Here is a 15,737-nt window from a genome sequence, read left to right as displayed (position 1 = left end):
ATGCCAGCTCATTACGACCCTGCCTGCTGCTCCCAGGTTACGTGACGTGCGCCACGAGTTGCCTCCCAGCGTACCTCCGCCGGGCCGGTGGTGTACATCACAAGCCGAAAATTCATTTTGTGACCGGGTTACCTCCGGACCATTGACGAAGCTGTCGACGGCATCCTAAGCTATTCCACATAGCAAAAGTTATTTTCCATTTTATGAAACTATCTCGAGCCCTCGAAGGAGGATCAGATGTACCAGCAGGACAGCACGCCGGCCTCACCGGAACCCTCGGCGGCACCCTCGGCCCAGGAGTTCTACCTCCCCCTCGGCGGCGGCACCGATCCGGACTTCTACCTGCCGGCTGACCGCGAGCACGTCCCCGGGCCTATCTCGCGCTGGGTCCATGCGCTCCCGGGGTTCGGGCGGCGGGCTTAGCGGGCCCAGGCCGGACCTGCATGAGCACCGCCAGGGACGGCCATGTTCGTTTGCGATGCGGAAAAGGGCTGGCGACACCGGAACTCCGGTGTCGCCAGCCCTTTTCCGCGTCGAGCGTGAGTTCGGGCGTCCAAACCGCGCTACCCGTTCACCGGCCGGCGGGCAACATCGAGGCCCGGGATCTGTCCAGCCGGAAAAGTGCCAGGCTATGGGCAGCCGGGCGGTGCGTCTACGCCGGCAGATTGTGACCCGGAGAACGTGAAAGCCCCGAAACATGGATTTCACATGGCGAAATTAAATTTCCAGAAAACTATGGCGCAGCCCACAATCCGGTGCTAATCTCGTTCTTGCCAAAGGCGGGCACCCGGTTCCCGGGAAGCTATCTACCAGGCGCAACTTAACCTTCACAGCACATGCTGAAGCCTGGTAACCGTCGCACCTGGTTCTACTGGTCCTGCAAGCGGCATCAGGCTTCCCGGCAAAAGGAAGTCGCATCATGAGTACTACCGTCACGGCCGAACAGTTCCTGGCCAGATCCATCAGGTTGGCTACGGCCAACGTCCTGAACAGCGGGGGCCCCTTCGGAGCCATGATCGTCACGGCGGACGGCCGCACGTTCGACGGCGTCAACCGCGTCACCGCGGACAACGATCCCACCGCCCACGCCGAGGTCACCGCGATCCGCACGGCCTGCCGCGAACTGGGCACCTTCGACCTGACCGGCGCTGCCCTTTACACCAGCTGCGAGCCATGCCCCATGTGCCTGGCCTCCGCGCTCTGGGCCCGGGTGGACCGGGTCATCTTCGCCGCCGACCGGCATGACGCCGCCTCCGTCGGCTTCGACGACGCCGTTTTCTACGAGTACTTCGACAACAAGGACCGGAACTCCCTGATGCCGGTCTCGAAGCTGGTGCTGGACGATCCGGAGGCCCCGGCCCCGCTGGAACCGTTCAACACCTGGAACGCACTCGAAACCAGGATCGACTACTAGGCCCGGCGGCTCACCATGACCATCCTGGACAATTCCCACGAGGAGCATTCGGCTCCAAGCCCCCGCACCCCACAGCCCGCAACGCGCGGCCCCAGGCCGCCGGTACCGGACTCTTTCCTCGACCGGTTCTTCCAGATCACCCAGCGCGGCTCCACGCTTGCGCGGGAGTTCCGCGGAGGCCTGGTCACCTTCTTCACCATGGCGTACATCGTCATCCTCAACCCCCTGATCCTGGGCGGCTTCAGCGCGGACAACGCGCCCACCGACGTCGCCGGCGGCTGGCTCTCCGCCGCGCAGGTGGGCGCCGTCACCGGACTGACAGCCGGCGTCATGACCATCCTCTTCGGACTCGTCGCCAACCTGCCGTTCGGACTCGCAGCCGGGCTCGGCATCAACTCCTTCCTGGCCGTCTCGGTGATCCAGGAAGTCACGTGGGCCGAGGCCATGGGCCTGGTGGTGATCAACGGTTTCCTGATCGTCCTGTTCGGAATCACCGGTGCCCGCACCGCCATCTTCCGGGCCGTACCCAAGGAACTGAAAGCCGCCATCACGGTGGGCATCGGCCTGTTCATCGCCTTCATCGGCTTCGTGGACTCCGGCTTTGTCAAGGCGTCGGCCGGCGGACCCCCCGTCCAGCTGGGCAACGGCGGCTCCATCACGTCGGTTCCCACCTTGGTGTTCATCATCGGCCTGCTGGCCATGGGCATCCTGGTGGCACGCAAGGTCCAGGGCGGGCTGCTGATCGGCATCGTGGCCACCACTTTCCTGGCCGCCGTCGTCGAGGCGGCCATGAAGATCGGCCCGGCAAGCGCCGCCAACCCCGGCGGCTGGCACCTGAACACCCCCGTGCTCTCCGGCCAGCTGGTGTCCGCACCGGACCTGGGCCTGGTGGGCCAGTTCGACCTGTTCGGCGCCTTCGGCCGGATCGGCGCGCTTGCCGCCACCATGCTGGTGTTCACCCTGGTGTTCACCAACTTCTTCGACGCCATGGGCACCATGACCGGCCTCGCCAAAAGCGCCGGCGTCGCCCACAAGGACGGCACGTTCCCGCGGCTGAAATCGGCCTTCATCGTGGAAGGCTTCGGCGCCGTGGCCGGCGGGGCAACCTCGGGCTCGTCCAACACGGTGTACATCGACTCCGCCGCCGGCATCGGTGAGGGCGCCCGCACGGGCCTGGCGTCCGTTGTGACCGGCGTCCTGTTCCTGGGCTCGATGTTCCTGACCCCGCTCACCAGCGTGGTTCCGCTCGAAGTGGCCGCGGCAGCCCTGGTGGTGGTGGGCGCAATGATGATGGCGCAGATCCGCGAGATCAAGTTCAGCAAGTTCAGCGTGGCGCTGCCCGCGTTCCTCACCATCGTGACCATGCCCCTGAGCTACTCGATCGCCAATGGCATCGGCGTGGGCTTCATCAGCTGGGCCATCATCGGCGCGGCGTCCGGGAAAGCCAAGAAAGTCCATCCGCTGATGTGGGTGGTGAGCGCCGGATTCCTGGTGTACTTCGCCCGCGGACCCATCAACCTGCTGCTCGGCGCCTGAGCGCACCGGTTCCGGGCATCCGCCCCCGCGACCCGGGGAGCGGATGTCCGGAACGGCAGCGCATTTTCCGACCCACACGCTTCCAGGACCACATGCTTTCCGAACCAGCCCGCAGCAACGACAATATGGACACCACCGCAGCGCGGAAGAAGGAGTGCCGCCATGCTTGACCTGATCCCGTCACTGGGAACCTGGGCGCCGGCCCTGGCCGGACAGCCCTTCGCAGTGGCCACCATCGTGCGCGCCAGCGGTTCCGTCCCCCGGCCCGTGGGCACTTCCATGCTGGTGTCCGCGGACGGTGCAATCCTGGGCAGCCTCTCCGGAGGCTGCGTAGAGGGTGCCGTGGTGGCGGCGGCGCTGGACGTCCTGGACGACGGCGTCGCCCGGCTTGAGACCTTCGGCTTCAGCGCCGCCGACGCCTTCGCCGCCGGGCTCACCTGTGGCGGAGAGCTGGACGTGCACATCGAGCCGGCTAACCTGGACCGCACGTGTCCCCTGGGCGAGGCGGTGCGGCAGTTGGCTGCCTACGGACCGGATGAGCCGGTGGCACTGGTCCGCAGGCTGGACGGCCGCGCTGGCGGCGGCAGCAGCGCCGTCGTTCTTCCTGATCCAGGTTCCCCCGGCGTGGCCGGACATCCGGGCCTGGCCGCGCTGCTCGAGGGCAGCCAAGGCACAGGCCGGGCGCCGGCCGCCCTGCTTGGATCCTTCCTGCGCAGCGGCGCCACCGGCGTGCTGGACCTGGCCGGGGCAGGCCTGTGCGCGGGGGGAGCCGCCGTGCTCGTGGAGTCCAGGCTTGCGCCGCCACGCCTGCTGGTGTTTGGCGCCAATGACTTCAGCGCTGCATTACTGCCCGCCGCCAAACCCCTGGGCTGCCGCATGACCCTGGTGGACGCCCGCCCGGCTTTTGCCTCCCAGGCAAGGTTCAGCGCGGCGGATGAGGTGGTCACAGCGTGGCCGCACCAGTACCTCGCAGCAGAGGCCGCCGCGGGCCGCGTGGATTCCCGGACCGTGATCTGCGTCCTCACCCACGATCCCAAGTTCGATATCCCGCTGCTCGAAACCGCACTGGGCCTCAAGGTGGCCTTCATTGGCGCTCTCGGGTCCCGGCGCAGCCACGCCCAACGGGTCCATTCCCTCCTGGACCGGGGAGTGCGCCCGGAGCGGATCGCCCAACTCCACTCACCGCTCGGCCTGGACATCGGAGCAGTGACCCCCGCAGAAGTGGCGGTCTCCGTCCTCGCCGAAATCATCGCCGCCCGCAACCCGGCGGCATCACATCTGCCGTTGAGGGAGACCTCCGGCCCCATCCACCAGACCGCCGAGCCGTCAACACCTGCACCAGCCAAGGCGCCGGCCCCGACAAACCTTTTGCAGCAGGAGATCGCATGGACATGAACACCATCGAGGCGGTGGTCCCCACCACCGACCCCGCAGAATGGCGCGACGGCGACGCGTGGCTGGCCGGCGGCACCGTGCTGTTCTCCTACGGCAGCCTGGCGTTCGGCCCCCGGCCGCTGACGCGCCTCCTGGACCTGGGAAGCTCCGGCTGGGCGCCGGTGACCGTCACTGACGGAGGCATCGAGCTCGCCGCCACCTGCACCATCGCTGAACTGTATGACCTTCCGGCCGCACCCGCAGCGATCGGCCGGACCTGGCCCGCCCTGGACCTGGTCCGCCCCTGCTGCGATTCCTTCGTGGCCTCCTTCAAGGTGTGGAACATGTCCACCGTGGGCGGCAACCTCTGCACGTCCCTGCCCGCCGGCCCCATGATCTCGCTCTGCGCCGGACTGGACGGAACGGCCACCATCCTCGGCCCCGGCGGCACCAGCCGCACCGTTCCGGTGGCCGAATTCGTCACGGGCGACGCAAGGAACTGCCTGGCACCCGGCGAGCTCCTGCGCAGCGTCCACCTTCCGGCGTCGGCCCTTGCCGCCCGGGTGGCGTTCCGCCGGCTCTCCCTGAGCAACCTCGGCAGGTCGGGGGTGCTGCTGATCGGGAGGCTCGACGGCGGCGCCTCCTTTGTCCTCACCGTCACCGCCGCCACCAAACGGCCCGTCCAGCTCCGTTTCGACTCCCTGCCGGAGACGGACGCCCTGGCGGGGGCACTCGACGAGGCGATCCCCGCCGACCTTTACCACGATGACATCCACGGGCTGCCGGCCTGGCGCCGGGACATGACCTACCGCCTGGCCGAGGAGATCCGCGCCGAACTCGCCGCTCCGGACGGGACACCCGGGCTCCGCGTCTCCGGTGACTTCTGGCCAGCCTCCGGCCGTGGATTCCACGCACAGCAGGAAGGGGCCTGAGCATGGCCATCGAGATCAACGGAACGCCGGCCGGGACGGCACCGCGTCCCGGGCAATGCCTGCGCACCTTCCTGCGGGAGCAGGGCAGCCTCGGTGTGAAGAAGGGCTGCGACGGCGGAGACTGCGGTGCCTGCACCGTGCACGTGGACGGCACCCCGGTGCACAGCTGCATCTACCCGGCCGTGAGGGCCGAGGGCCACGCCGTCACCACCATCGAGGGACTGGCGTCCACCGCCGGTGACGGTGCAGGCCTCCACCCCGTCCAGCAGCAGTTCATGGAGCGCCAGGGTTTCCAGTGCGGGTTCTGCACGGCCGGCATGGTGATGACGGCCGCCGCGTTCGACGACGAACAAAAGGAGAACCTGCCACGGAACCTCAAGGGCAACCTCTGCCGCTGCACCGGGTACCGGGCAATTTCCGACGCCGTCTGCGGACACGCCGGCCACCCCGATCCCAAGGGACAGGGCTCCGGAATTGCGGGGGAGGGGCAGCCCGAGCCCGAGCCGGGACAGCTGGGTGACGACGTCCCGGCACCCGCCAGCCGGGCCGTGGTGACCGGCACCGCCCGCTACACGCTGGACGTTCCCGCGGACCAGTTGCAGGGACTGCTCCACCTCAAGCTCCTGCGCTCGCCGCATGCGCATGCCCGGGTGCGCTCCATCAACCCTGAACCGGCGTTGAAGGTACCGGGCGTGGTGGCCGTCTTCACCCACCGGGACGCGCCGGAACAGCTGTTCTCCACTGCCCAGCACGAACTGTTCACCGATGACCCGGACGATACCCGCGTGCTGGATGACGTGCTGCGCTTCCGGGGCCAGCGGGTTGCCGCGGTGGTAGCCGAAACGGTGGCCGCCGCAGAGGCCGGGGTCCGCGCACTGGAGGTGGAGTACCAGGAACTCCCTGCAGTCTTCTCACCCCGGGATGCACTGCAGCCGGGTGCTCCACTGGTGCACGGGGACAAGGATGGAACTGCGGCGCGCATTTCCCGGCCTGACCGCAATGTGGTGGCCGAGCTGCACTCCGAACTGGGGAGCGTGGCCGAGGGCTTCGCAGCCGCGGATTTCATCCATGAACAGACCTACCGCACCCAGCGCGTCCAGCACGTGGCCCTGGAAACGCATGCGGCCATCGCGTCAGTGGACGGCGACGGGAGGTTGCAGGTCCGCACGTCCAGCCAGGTCCCGTTCCTGGTCCGGCGGACGCTGTGCCGGGTCTTCGGGCTCCCGGAGGAGCAGGTGCACGTGGTTGCTGGCCGCGTAGGCGGCGGGTTCGGCGGAAAACAGGAAGTCCTCACCGAGGACATCGTGGCCCTCGCAGCCCTGAAACTGGGCAGGCCGGTCCAGCTGGAACTGACCAGGACCGAGCAGTTCACCGCCACCACCACGCGTCATCCGTTCACCATCAAGCTCAAGTCCGGCACCAGCAATGACGGCCGGCTCACCGCCCTGGAGCTGGACGTCCTGACCAACACCGGCGCCTACGGCAACCACGGGCCCGGCGTGATGTTCCACGGCTGCGGCGAATCCCTGAGCGTCTACAACTGCGCCAACAAAAAAGTGGACGCCCATGCGATGTACACCAACACGGTCCCGGCCGGGGCGTTCCGCGGCTACGGGCTGAGCCAGATGATCTTCGCCATCGAGTCGGCCATGGATGAGCTCGCAGCCGGCATCGGCATGGACCCGTTCGAGTTCCGCCGCCGGAACATGGTGCGCGAAGGTGACCGGATGCTGTCCACGCAGCCGGAGCCCGAGGAGGACGTCCATTACGGCAGCTACGGCCTGGACCAGTGCCTGAGCCTGGTCCGTGACGCCCTGGCCCGGGGCCGGGAACGCTACAGCGCTGCCGGCCTGGACGAACTGGGCCCGGACTGGCTGACCGGAGAGGGCACGGCGCTCTCCATGATCGACACCGTGCCTCCGCGCGGACACTTCGCCCACTCCCGGCTCCGGCTCCTGCCGGACGGAACGTACCAGGCCGACGTCGGAACCGCCGAGTTCGGTAACGGCACCACCACCGTCCACGCCCAGCTGGCCGCCACGGCGCTGTCCACGGAGGCAGCCAGGGTGGTGGTGCGGCAGTCCGATACCGACCTCGTTGAGCACGATACCGGCGCCTTCGGCTCGGCAGGAACCGTGGTGGCCGGCAAGGCAACGCTCGCCGCCGCGGAGGAACTCGCCGTCCGGATCCGCGCCTTCGCAGCCGGCATCCGCCAGACCCAGGCCTCGGCCTGCGTCCTTGACGGCGGTTCGGTGGTCATTGACGGAACACCCGTCCCGCTGGCTGAACTGGCACAGGCGGCTGCGGCTGCCGGCGTCGAACTCGCCGCGGAGGGGCGGTGGGGCGGGACGCCGCGGTCCGTCGCCTTCAACGTGCACGGCTTCCGGGTTGCGGTGAACCGCGGCACGGGAGAGCTGAAAATCCTGCAGAGCGTGCAGGCAGCGGATGCCGGCGTGGTGGTTAATCCGCGCCAGTGCCGCGGCCAGATCGAAGGCGGGATTGCCCAGGCCTTGGGCGCCGCGCTGTATGAGGAGGTGGTGGTTGACGACGCCGGCCGGGTCACCACGGACATCCTGCGGCAGTACCACATCCCCACCTTTGCCGACGTCCCCCGCAGTGAGGTGTACTTTGCCGACACGAACGACAAACTGGGGCCGCTCGGGGCAAAATCCATGAGCGAAAGCCCGTTCAACCCGGTTGCACCGGCGCTGGCCAACGCCATCCGCAACGCCACCGGGGTGCGCTTTACCTCGCTGCCCATTGCGCGCGACAAGATCTACCTGGGCCTGAAGGAAGCGGGACTGGTGCCCAACCTGCAGCGCTCGGCCATCTGAGGAACCGGCGTGGCGGGTGCCGTAGGATTCCGATGGCTGCGCAGCCTCGGCCTATAGTCGAGGGATGGAACAGCGGATTTTAGGCAAGACCGGACGGAACGTCTCCATCGTCGGGCTGGGAACCTGGCAGCTTGGCGCGGACTGGGGCAACGTTGACCCGGCACAGGCGCAGGCCGTCCTGGCAGCCTCCGCGGAAGCAGGGGTGAACTTCTTCGACACCGCCGACGTCTACGGTGACGGCAAAAGCGAGCAGGCCATCGGAAAGTTCCTGGCTGACAATCCCGGACTGGATATCACGGTGGCCACCAAGATGGGCCGCCGCGTGGAGCAACGGCCGGAGAACTACACCCTGGCCAACTTCCGCCAATGGGTGGACCGATCCCGGAAGAACCTGGGGACGGATACCCTGGACCTGGTTCAGCTGCACTGCCCGCCAACCCCTGTCTACAGCAACGGCGAGGTGTACGATGCATTGGATACCCTGGTCTCCGAGGGCGCCATCCGCAGTTACGGCGTCAGCGTGGAGCGCACCGACGAAGCCCTGGAGGCAATCCGCCATGAGGGAACCGCCTCCGTCCAGATCATCCTGAACGCCTTCCGGCTCAAGCCCCTGGACGAAGTCCTGCCCGCAGCGAAAGCCGCCAACGTCGGGATCATCGCCCGGGTGCCGCTGGCGTCGGGGCTGCTCTCGGGCAAATACACCAAGGAAACAATCTTCGCGGAGAATGATCACAGGAACTACAACCGCAGCGGTGACTCCTTTGACGTCGGCGAGACCTTCTCCGGCGTGGACTATGAGCTGGGGCTGAAGGCCGTGGCCGAGTTCGAGCAGCTTGTGCCTGCTGGGGCCACTACGGCCCAGGCTGCCATCGCCTGGATTGCCGCGCAGGATGGCGTCACTACGGTGATCCCCGGGGCGCGGAACGTGGATCAGGCAGCGGCGAACGCTGCCGCGGCTTCCGTGCGCGTCAGCGAAGAGTTCGACGCCGGTGTGCGCTGGATTTACGACCACTACTTCCGCGAAGGCATCCATCCGCGCTGGTAGCGTTCACGATTTCGTGGAGCGGCTGGCCGCCGTGGAGACCGGGCCTGCCGCCACCAATTTCTTCAACCGTGCTGTGCCGGAGAATGCGCTGCGCAGGCACAACCTGGAGATCTACCTGCAGGAGATGCTGGACCGCCGGCCCAAGGTACTACTGGTCGGGGAGGCCCCGGGTTTCAGGGGCATGCGTATCACCGGGGTGCCCTTCACCAACCGCACGCCCGTGCCCTCCGAGACGGAACTCGGAACCCCTTTCCGGCAGGAACTTGCCGGTTTGTTCGGGATCAGTTCCATCGTGGCGGTGGGCAATGTGGCCCACCACAGCCTGCATCGCAGCGGCCTGGCCGTCCCGAAGATCCGGCATCCCGCCCACGGCGGCCGGTCCGGATTCAAACGGGGACTGGAACAATTGCTCGCGGCCGGCATGCAGGCTTGAGCAGGACTCTTTCCCGCACACAAATTCCACCCTCGGCTGCTAGCGGAGAAGCCCCAACTGGTCCGGGGTGTCCACGTCCTCACCGGTGGACAGGTCACTGCAGTCCACCTCATCAACAAGCTCCGGATGCGCCCGCAGGAAGCCGCGTGCCCCGGCGTCGCCCGTCACCGTTGCGCACACCGCCTCCCGCAGGGAGGCGTCGATAAGCAGGGGGTGGCCGCGGCGGAGTGCGGCGTCGCCGGCGTCGCTGCTGTCACGGCTGCGGTACGCGGCGGCGGTGATGCGTCCGGGGCGGTGGCGGGCCAGGAGCCGTTCCACGCTTTCCCGGGCCAGGCCCGGCTGGTCCACCAAAGCGATCAGAACGTGGTCCCGGGGATCCGCAGCCTGGGCCCCGAGCAGGAACGAACCACCCATCCCGGACTCCCAGCCGGTATTGACCACAACCCTGCAGCGCCCTAGGCGGGCAGCGGCTTCAACCTTGGCCGCGCCTGCCCCCAGGACCACCACCACTTCCCGGCAACCGCCATCGAACAGCGTTCCGGCGATGGCTTCCACGAGCGGCCGTCCACGGTAGGGCAGGAGCGCCTTCGGCCCCAGGCCCAGCCGGGTGCCTGCGCCGGCGGCCAGAACGACGCCGGTGGCCCTGACCTTATCCGGGAACCCCATAGCTGCACTTTATCCTCCCGGCGGGAACCCCGTCCGGCGCCGGCGTCGAAGGCTCCTGACCGGACAAAGCCGTCAGGTTCATCCGCCTGGCCTGGATGAGTATGGGGCTGCCCACTTCCAAGGTGCGGACCTACGCTGCGCCGCGGCCCAAGACCGTCATAGGCTGGCCGCTGAACAGCACTGGCGTGCCGGCCGCCCTTTTAGCACCACATCCCAAGGAGAACAGCGTGAACAATACCCCTTCCGCCGCGCGGGTTGCCGTCGTTACCGGAGCAGGTTCCGGCATCGGGCGGGAGGTGGCCCGGCAGATGCTGGCCGCCGGATACCGGGTAGCGCTGGCGGGCCGCCGGGAAGCGCAGTTGAAGGAGGCGGCGGACGATCACCCCGAAGCGCTGGTGGTGCCGTGCGACGTCACCCGGCCCGACGACGTCGAAAGGCTCTTTGAAGCGGTCCGCCGGCGGTGGGGCCGGGTGGACCTGCTGTTCAACAACGCCGGAGTGTTCGGGCCGGCAGCCAGCGTGGACGAGATTTCGCTGGAGGACTGGAACGCTACCCTCGCGGTCAACCTGACGGGATCCATGCTGTGCGCCGCCGCCGCGGTCCGGGCCATGAAGGCGCAGGACCCGCAAGGTGGGCGGATCATCAACAACGGCTCCATTTCGGCGCACTCGCCACGGCCCCGGACGGTGGCCTACGCCGTCACCAAGCACGCCCTGACCGGCCTCACCAAAAGCATCGAGCTGGACGGGCGGGGCTTCGGGATCACGTGCGGGCAGATCGACATCGGCAACACGGCCACGGAGATCATGGACACCATCGGCGTGGGTGCCGGGGCGCTCCAGGCCGATGGCAGCCGCCGCGTGGAGCCCACCTTCCCCGTGGCGGACGCAGCCCGGGCTGTCCTGATGATGGCCAACATGCCGGCGTCGGCCAGTGTGGGGTCCGTGGTGGTCACCGCCGCCGGCATGCCCTTCATCGGCCGCGGCTGAGCCCGGCTACAGCGGGAGCAGTGCGGAGAGGTCAGCCCGGAGGCCCGAGGCAGCAACCCTGTGCGCGGCCACCGCGTCCGCCCAGCCCAACTGGCCCGTAACCAACGCAAGCCAGGTGGCGGCGTCGCACTCTATGACGTTGGGCGGCGTGCCGCGCGTATGCCGCGGACCTTCCACACACTGGGTGACGCCGAACGGCGGCACCCGCACCTCCACGGAATTGCCCGGTGCCCGGGCGGTGAGCTCCTCCAGGCTGTACCGTACGGCAGTAGCGAGGACGGGCCTTGGAACGGGAAGGTCCGACGGCGGGGCGGCGGCTTCCTGCCAGGCTGCGAGGGCGGCGGCGCCCTCCGTGGGGTCGATACGACGGCGGGCACCAGCCATGGATCCGGCTTCCTTCACGTTGGGGTTGGCGACAAAGAGAACTTCGCGCGGCAAGAGCCTAGTCCAGCAGCGCCGACACTGCGGGACCCAGCCGAATTTTTCCAACAGGTCTTCCGCCGCCCAGCACAGGGGCAACCACCTTTTCCAAAACGCTGGCAACCCCGGGGATCTCAACCGCGCCGGCCGCGGCCAGGAGGGTCAATGCCACCAGCGAGGTGGCCCGGACGTTCCCGTCCAGGATCTTCACGGCTACGGAAACACCCTGCGGCGTGGCCATGGCCAGGACGCCTTCCGCCCCGATCTTCGCGATGATCTCCAGCTCGTCCATAACCAGTGTGTTGGCCTCGCCCCGGCCCTGGACCGCCCAAGGGTAGTCCAGCATGGACGTTGCAATGGTGGCGGCACGGGCGCTGAAGCTCTGGTCGCCCGGGGCTTTTGCCAGCAGCGAGTAACCCCTGGCCAGCCCCATGAGGGAAATTGCCGCCACCGGAGCGCCGCAGCCATCGATGCCCAGGTGGGCGATCTTCTCGCCCGTGTATTCCTCGATGACGGTGCGGACCCGCTGCTGCAGCGGGTGGTTGGGTTCCAGGTAGCTGTGGGTATCCCAGCCGTTTTCGGTGCATGCCCAGAGGAATGCCGCGTGCTTGCCGGAACAGTTGCACGCAAGCCGGGACTTTCCCCGCTCTGACCGCACCAGCCAGTTGCGGGCCGTCTCGTCCTGGGGCCAGGCCTCCGGGCACTGGAGCTGGTCCTCGCGCACCCCGGCTGCCTTGAGCATTCCTTCCACTACATCCATATGGTCTAAGGACCCGGTGTGGCTGCCACAGGCCACCGCCACCTGCGCGCCCCGCAACGGAACGCCGGACTGCATGGCTGCCAGGGCCTGGAACGGCTTCAGCGTGGACCTGGCAAGAATCGGGGTGTTGATGTCGCCCAGCTCAGTAACCACGGACCCGTCCGCGGCCAGGAGCACGGCAGAACCGATGTGCCGCGACTCCACAAAACCGCTCCGTTCGATCACGGCCAGTTCCACTGCGGAGTCCACGGTAAAGGTGGCATGCGGGTTGTGCGGCATGGTGCCAGTCTAGGGGCCGCCTGATGGAATGCGGCGGAAGGCCGCCCTACTCGACCGTGACCATCACGGACTGCCAGCCGGACGCGCCGTCGGGAACGGGGTCCGCGCGCCGGTCCGTCTGCACTTCGCCGGACCCGTCGGTGGCACGGACTTTGATGTAGTGCTGGCCGGGGGCCGCGTCCCACTGGTAGGACCACTGGCGCCACGTAACCACGGATGCCTCCGCGGAAAGATCCGCCGCCGCCCAGTCGCCGTCGTCCACCTGGATTTCCACTTTGGTGATGCCGCGCGTCTGGGCCCAGGCGGTGCCGCCGATGGCCACTTTTCCGGCGGGAACCTTGGCGAAGGACTTGGGGACGTCCACGCGGGCCATCGTCTTGATGGGGCCTCGTTCGGACCAGCCGCGCTCGGTCCAGTAGGCCTTGCTGTCCGCGAACCTGGTCACTTCGAGGTCCACCACCCACTTGGTGGCGGAGACAAAGCCGTACAGGCCCGGAACCACCATCCGCACGGGATAGCCGTGCTCCAGCGGCAGGGGCTCGCCGTTCATGCCGATGGCCAGCATCGCGTCCCGGTCGTCCTGCAGCACCGCCAGAGGCGTGGAGGCGCTGAAGCCGTCGACGGACGTGGACAGCACCATGTCCGCGCCGTCCTTGGGCTTTGCCCGCTTCAAGACCTCCCGCAGCGGCAGGCCCAGCCATTTGGCGTTACCGGCCAGGTTTCCGCCCACGGGATTGGACACGCAGGTGAGGGTGACGTGGGACTCGATCAGGTCGGCGTCGAGCAGGTCCTGGAAGGTGAGGCGGACCTCCTCCTCCACCATGCCGTGGACCCGGAGCTCCCAGCTGTCCACGTCGATTTCCGGAACGCTGAGGGCGGTGTCAATGCGGTAGAACTCGCCGTTGGGCGTCAGCCACGGCGCAACTCCCGGCACCGGTGACTGGACGCCGGCGGGAACGGCCGGCGCAGCCTTGGCCGGGGCGGGCAGCTTCAGGGCGTCCCGTGCCTGGAGGATGTTGCTGCGGGCCGCACCCAGCAGCCTGCCTCCGGTGGCCGCCAAACCTGCAGCGGCCGCGGTGATCCCCGCTGCAGCGAAGAAGCGCCGGCGGCTTGTCCCAGGGCGTTCGGCAGCGTCAGCGGCAGCCTTAGCGGGGGCTTCCGGCCACGCAGCCTGCCGCGGCAGGCGGTTCATCAGCAGCCGCAGGGATGCCAGGCCGGCAAGGGTGCCCGCTACCGAGGGGAGGGCATCTGCCGGCCCGACGCCTGCCCGGGTCACCACGCTCGCGACGATGACCGCCCCCATGGCCAGGACCCCCAACACGCCCAATGCCCAGCGCCGGTAGGCCACCACGCCCAGGACGCATGCCAGCACGGCAATGGTCACTCCCATGCCCGCGAAGAGCGCAGCTTTGTCATTGGTGCCGAAAGTGGCGATGGCGAAGTCCTTCAGCCAGGACGGCGTGAAGTCGATGAAGGTCGATCCCAGGGCGATCAGCGGTGTGGCGCGCGCGGTGAAGAACGCCCCGAGCAGTTCGGCCACGGCAAGGACGACGGCGGCTGCCACCGCGCCTGCCAGCGCGGCCATGGCAATGGGTCCCTTGGGCGAGTTCCTCAGCTTCTTCATGATGGGTATTCGGAGCGGCGGGGGCTACGGATTGTCGCGGCTGCCGGGGTACAGGATTGAACCGCCGACACAGCTTAGGAACGGGCAGGGTGCACAAAGTACCCTTGGAGACTGTGAAGGTACTCGTCATCGGCCCCGGAGGCCGCGAACACGCCATTGTCCGCTCCCTGCTCGCCGACCCCAACGTGTCCGAGGTCCACTCAGCTCCCGGCAACGCCGGCATCAGCAAGCTGGTCCCAACCCACAACATCAACGCCAACGATCCCGACGCCGTGGCCGCCCTGGCCACCAGGCTCACTGTGGACCTGGTGGTGGTGGGTCCGGAGGCGCCGCTCGCAGCAGGTGTGTCCGACGCTGTCCGCGAGGCCGGGATCCCCGTGTTCGGCCCCAGCAAGGCGGCGGCGCAGCTCGAGGCCTCCAAGGCTTTCGCCAAGGAAATCATGGCCGAAGCCGGAGTGCCCACGGCCATGGCCATGGTGGCCGCCAACGCCGAGGAAGCCGCCTCGGCCCTGGACACCTTCGGCGCCCCCTATGTGGTGAAGGACGACGGCCTGGCCGCAGGCAAGGGCGTGGTTGTCACCAAGGACCGCGAGGAAGCCCTGGCCCACGCGCAGTCCTGCTTCGACGCCGGCGGCTCGGTTGTCATCGAGGAGTTCCTGGACGGGCCCGAGGTCTCCCTCTTCGTCCTTTGCGACGGACACAACACCGTGGCACTTTCCCCGGCACAGGATTTCAAGCGGATCTTCGACAACGACGAAGGCCCCAACACCGGCGGCATGGGCGCCTACACTCCGCTGGAATGGGCGCCGGAAGGCCTGGTCCAGGAAGTCCTGGACCGCGTCGCCCAGCCCACCGTCAACGAAATGGCAAGCCGTGGCACCCCGTTTGTCGGCGTACTGTTCGTTGGCCTGGCACTCACCTCGCGGGGCACCCGCGTCATCGAATTCAACGTCCGTTTCGGCGACCCGGAAACCCAGGCCGTCCTCGCCCGGCTCAAGACGCCCCTTGGTGCCCTGCTGCTGGCAGCTGCCAAGGGCGAACTGGACAAGGCGGAAGAGCTGCGGTGGGCGAAGGAGACTGCCGTCGCCGTCGTCGTCGCGTCCGAAAACTACCCGGACACTCCGCGCACCGGAGACCGCATCCGCGGGCTCAAGAAGGCGGAGGAACTGGAGGGCGTGCACGTCATCCACGCCGGCACCTCCTTCGACGAGGACGGTAAGGTGGTGTCCGCCGGTGGACGCGTGCTCGCCGTCGTCGCGCTGGGCAGCGACCTGGTGGAGGCGCGTGAAAGAGCGTACGACGGCGTGGAACTGATTCAGCTCGAGGGCGCGCAGTTCCGCACGGACATCGGCGGCAAAGCTGCCCGCGGGGAAGTGAAGGTCCCCTTCAATGCCAGTGCATCCCTCCACGGGACCAAGACGAAGGCCTAGC

Annotated in this window: 14 protein-coding genes; 10 read left to right on the top strand and 4 right to left on the bottom strand. The window is 68.0% G+C overall.

The window, feature by feature from the left end; translation table 11 throughout:
* The first annotated feature begins 237 nt into the window (after positions 1-237).
* The 8 genes from C3B78_RS16715 (at position 238) to C3B78_RS16680 (ending at position 9,568) form a co-directional block, all read left to right on the top strand.
* A complete protein-coding gene (locus C3B78_RS16715; protein WP_104999052.1) occupies positions 238-423 on the top strand; it encodes a hypothetical protein in 186 nt (61 codons plus the stop codon).
* A gap of 496 nt (positions 424-919) precedes the next feature.
* A complete protein-coding gene (locus tag C3B78_RS16710; RefSeq protein WP_104999051.1) occupies positions 920-1,414 on the top strand; it encodes a nucleoside deaminase in 495 nt (164 codons plus the stop codon).
* 15 nt (positions 1,415-1,429) lie between these two features.
* A complete protein-coding gene (locus C3B78_RS16705) occupies positions 1,430-2,950 on the top strand; it encodes an NCS2 family permease (protein ID WP_104999050.1) in 1,521 nt (506 codons plus the stop codon).
* A 162-nt stretch (positions 2,951-3,112) separates the two neighbouring features.
* Positions 3,113-4,345: an XdhC family protein gene (locus C3B78_RS16700; protein ID WP_104999049.1), complete on the top strand. Its 1,233-nt coding sequence runs from the start codon at positions 3,113-3,115 to the stop codon at positions 4,343-4,345.
* Positions 4,336-5,256 (top strand): FAD binding domain-containing protein, encoded by a 921-nt coding sequence (locus C3B78_RS16695; RefSeq protein ID WP_104999048.1) that lies wholly within the window; start codon positions 4,336-4,338, stop codon positions 5,254-5,256. The genes C3B78_RS16700 and C3B78_RS16695 overlap by 10 nt, the downstream gene beginning before the upstream one ends.
* 2 nt (positions 5,257-5,258) lie before the next feature.
* On the top strand, positions 5,259-8,090 hold the full coding sequence (locus C3B78_RS16690) for a molybdopterin-dependent oxidoreductase (RefSeq protein ID WP_104999047.1): 2,832 nt from the start codon (positions 5,259-5,261) through the stop codon (positions 8,088-8,090).
* A gap of 64 nt (positions 8,091-8,154) precedes the next feature.
* Positions 8,155-9,135: an aldo/keto reductase gene (locus C3B78_RS16685; RefSeq protein ID WP_104999046.1), complete on the top strand. Its 981-nt coding sequence runs from the start codon at positions 8,155-8,157 to the stop codon at positions 9,133-9,135.
* A complete protein-coding gene (locus C3B78_RS16680; RefSeq protein ID WP_104999856.1) occupies positions 9,122-9,568 on the top strand; it encodes a hypothetical protein in 447 nt (148 codons plus the stop codon). Before C3B78_RS16685 ends, C3B78_RS16680 begins: the two co-directional genes overlap by 14 nt.
* A 39-nt stretch (positions 9,569-9,607) precedes the next feature.
* Here the strand turns inward: C3B78_RS16680 and nboR are convergent, their stop codons facing one another.
* Positions 9,608-10,234: a nicotine blue oxidoreductase gene (gene nboR, locus C3B78_RS16675; RefSeq protein WP_104999045.1), complete on the bottom strand. Its 627-nt coding sequence runs from the start codon at positions 10,232-10,234 to the stop codon at positions 9,608-9,610.
* A 227-nt stretch (positions 10,235-10,461) separates the two neighbouring features.
* On the opposite strand from nboR, the gene C3B78_RS16670 reads away from it, so the two are divergent.
* The gene (locus C3B78_RS16670; protein WP_104999855.1) at positions 10,462-11,223 is read left to right on the top strand and encodes an SDR family oxidoreductase; all 762 of its coding nucleotides are present in this window, start codon (positions 10,462-10,464) and stop codon (positions 11,221-11,223) included.
* A gap of 6 nt (positions 11,224-11,229) precedes the next feature.
* Here the strand turns inward: C3B78_RS16670 and C3B78_RS16665 are convergent, their stop codons facing one another.
* The 3 genes from C3B78_RS16665 to C3B78_RS16655 are packed head-to-tail and all read right to left on the bottom strand — an operon-like array spanning position 11,230 to position 14,306.
* Complete coding sequence (locus tag C3B78_RS16665; RefSeq protein WP_104999854.1) at positions 11,230-11,607, bottom strand: sterol carrier family protein; 378 nt, start codon at positions 11,605-11,607, stop codon at positions 11,230-11,232.
* A 58-nt stretch (positions 11,608-11,665) separates the two neighbouring features.
* Positions 11,666-12,682 (bottom strand): asparaginase, encoded by a 1,017-nt coding sequence (locus C3B78_RS16660; protein WP_104999044.1) that lies wholly within the window; start codon positions 12,680-12,682, stop codon positions 11,666-11,668.
* A 46-nt stretch (positions 12,683-12,728) separates the two neighbouring features.
* Positions 12,729-14,306 carry a molybdopterin-dependent oxidoreductase gene (locus C3B78_RS16655; RefSeq protein ID WP_104999043.1) on the bottom strand — a complete coding sequence of 526 codons (1,578 nt, stop codon included), beginning with the start codon at positions 14,304-14,306 and terminating at the stop codon, positions 12,729-12,731.
* 113 nt (positions 14,307-14,419) lie between these two features.
* On the opposite strand from C3B78_RS16655, the gene purD reads away from it, so the two are divergent.
* On the top strand, positions 14,420-15,736 hold the full coding sequence (purD, locus tag C3B78_RS16650; protein WP_104999042.1) for a phosphoribosylamine--glycine ligase: 1,317 nt from the start codon (positions 14,420-14,422) through the stop codon (positions 15,734-15,736).
* Position 15,737 lies beyond the last annotated feature (1 nt).

The organism is Arthrobacter sp. PGP41 (assembly GCF_002953935.1).
Classification (GTDB): Bacteria; Actinomycetota; Actinomycetes; order Actinomycetales; family Micrococcaceae; genus Arthrobacter.
This window is presented reverse-complemented; position numbering and strand designations above follow the sequence as displayed.

What these genes read in the sequence shown, in the direction of transcription:
- C3B78_RS16715 (WP_104999052.1), top strand. Translation starts at nt 238, where the DNA reads ATGTACCAGCAGGACAGCACGCCGGCCTCACCGGAACCCTCGGCGGCA.
- C3B78_RS16710 (WP_104999051.1), top strand. Translation starts at nt 920, where the DNA reads ATGAGTACTACCGTCACGGCCGAACAGTTCCTGGCCAGATCCATCAGG.
- C3B78_RS16705 (WP_104999050.1), top strand. Translation starts at nt 1,430, where the DNA reads ATGACCATCCTGGACAATTCCCACGAGGAGCATTCGGCTCCAAGCCCC.
- C3B78_RS16700 (WP_104999049.1), top strand. Translation starts at nt 3,113, where the DNA reads ATGCTTGACCTGATCCCGTCACTGGGAACCTGGGCGCCGGCCCTGGCC.
- C3B78_RS16695 (WP_104999048.1), top strand. Translation starts at nt 4,336, where the DNA reads ATGGACATGAACACCATCGAGGCGGTGGTCCCCACCACCGACCCCGCA.
- C3B78_RS16690 (WP_104999047.1), top strand. Translation starts at nt 5,259, where the DNA reads ATGGCCATCGAGATCAACGGAACGCCGGCCGGGACGGCACCGCGTCCC.
- C3B78_RS16685 (WP_104999046.1), top strand. Translation starts at nt 8,155, where the DNA reads ATGGAACAGCGGATTTTAGGCAAGACCGGACGGAACGTCTCCATCGTC.
- nboR (WP_104999045.1), bottom strand. Translation starts at nt 10,234, where the DNA reads ATGGGGTTCCCGGATAAGGTCAGGGCCACCGGCGTCGTTCTGGCCGCC.
- C3B78_RS16665 (WP_104999854.1), bottom strand. Translation starts at nt 11,607, where the DNA reads ATGGCTGGTGCCCGCCGTCGTATCGACCCCACGGAGGGCGCCGCCGCC.
- C3B78_RS16660 (WP_104999044.1), bottom strand. Translation starts at nt 12,682, where the DNA reads ATGCCGCACAACCCGCATGCCACCTTTACCGTGGACTCCGCAGTGGAA.
- C3B78_RS16655 (WP_104999043.1), bottom strand. Translation starts at nt 14,306, where the DNA reads ATGAAGAAGCTGAGGAACTCGCCCAAGGGACCCATTGCCATGGCCGCG.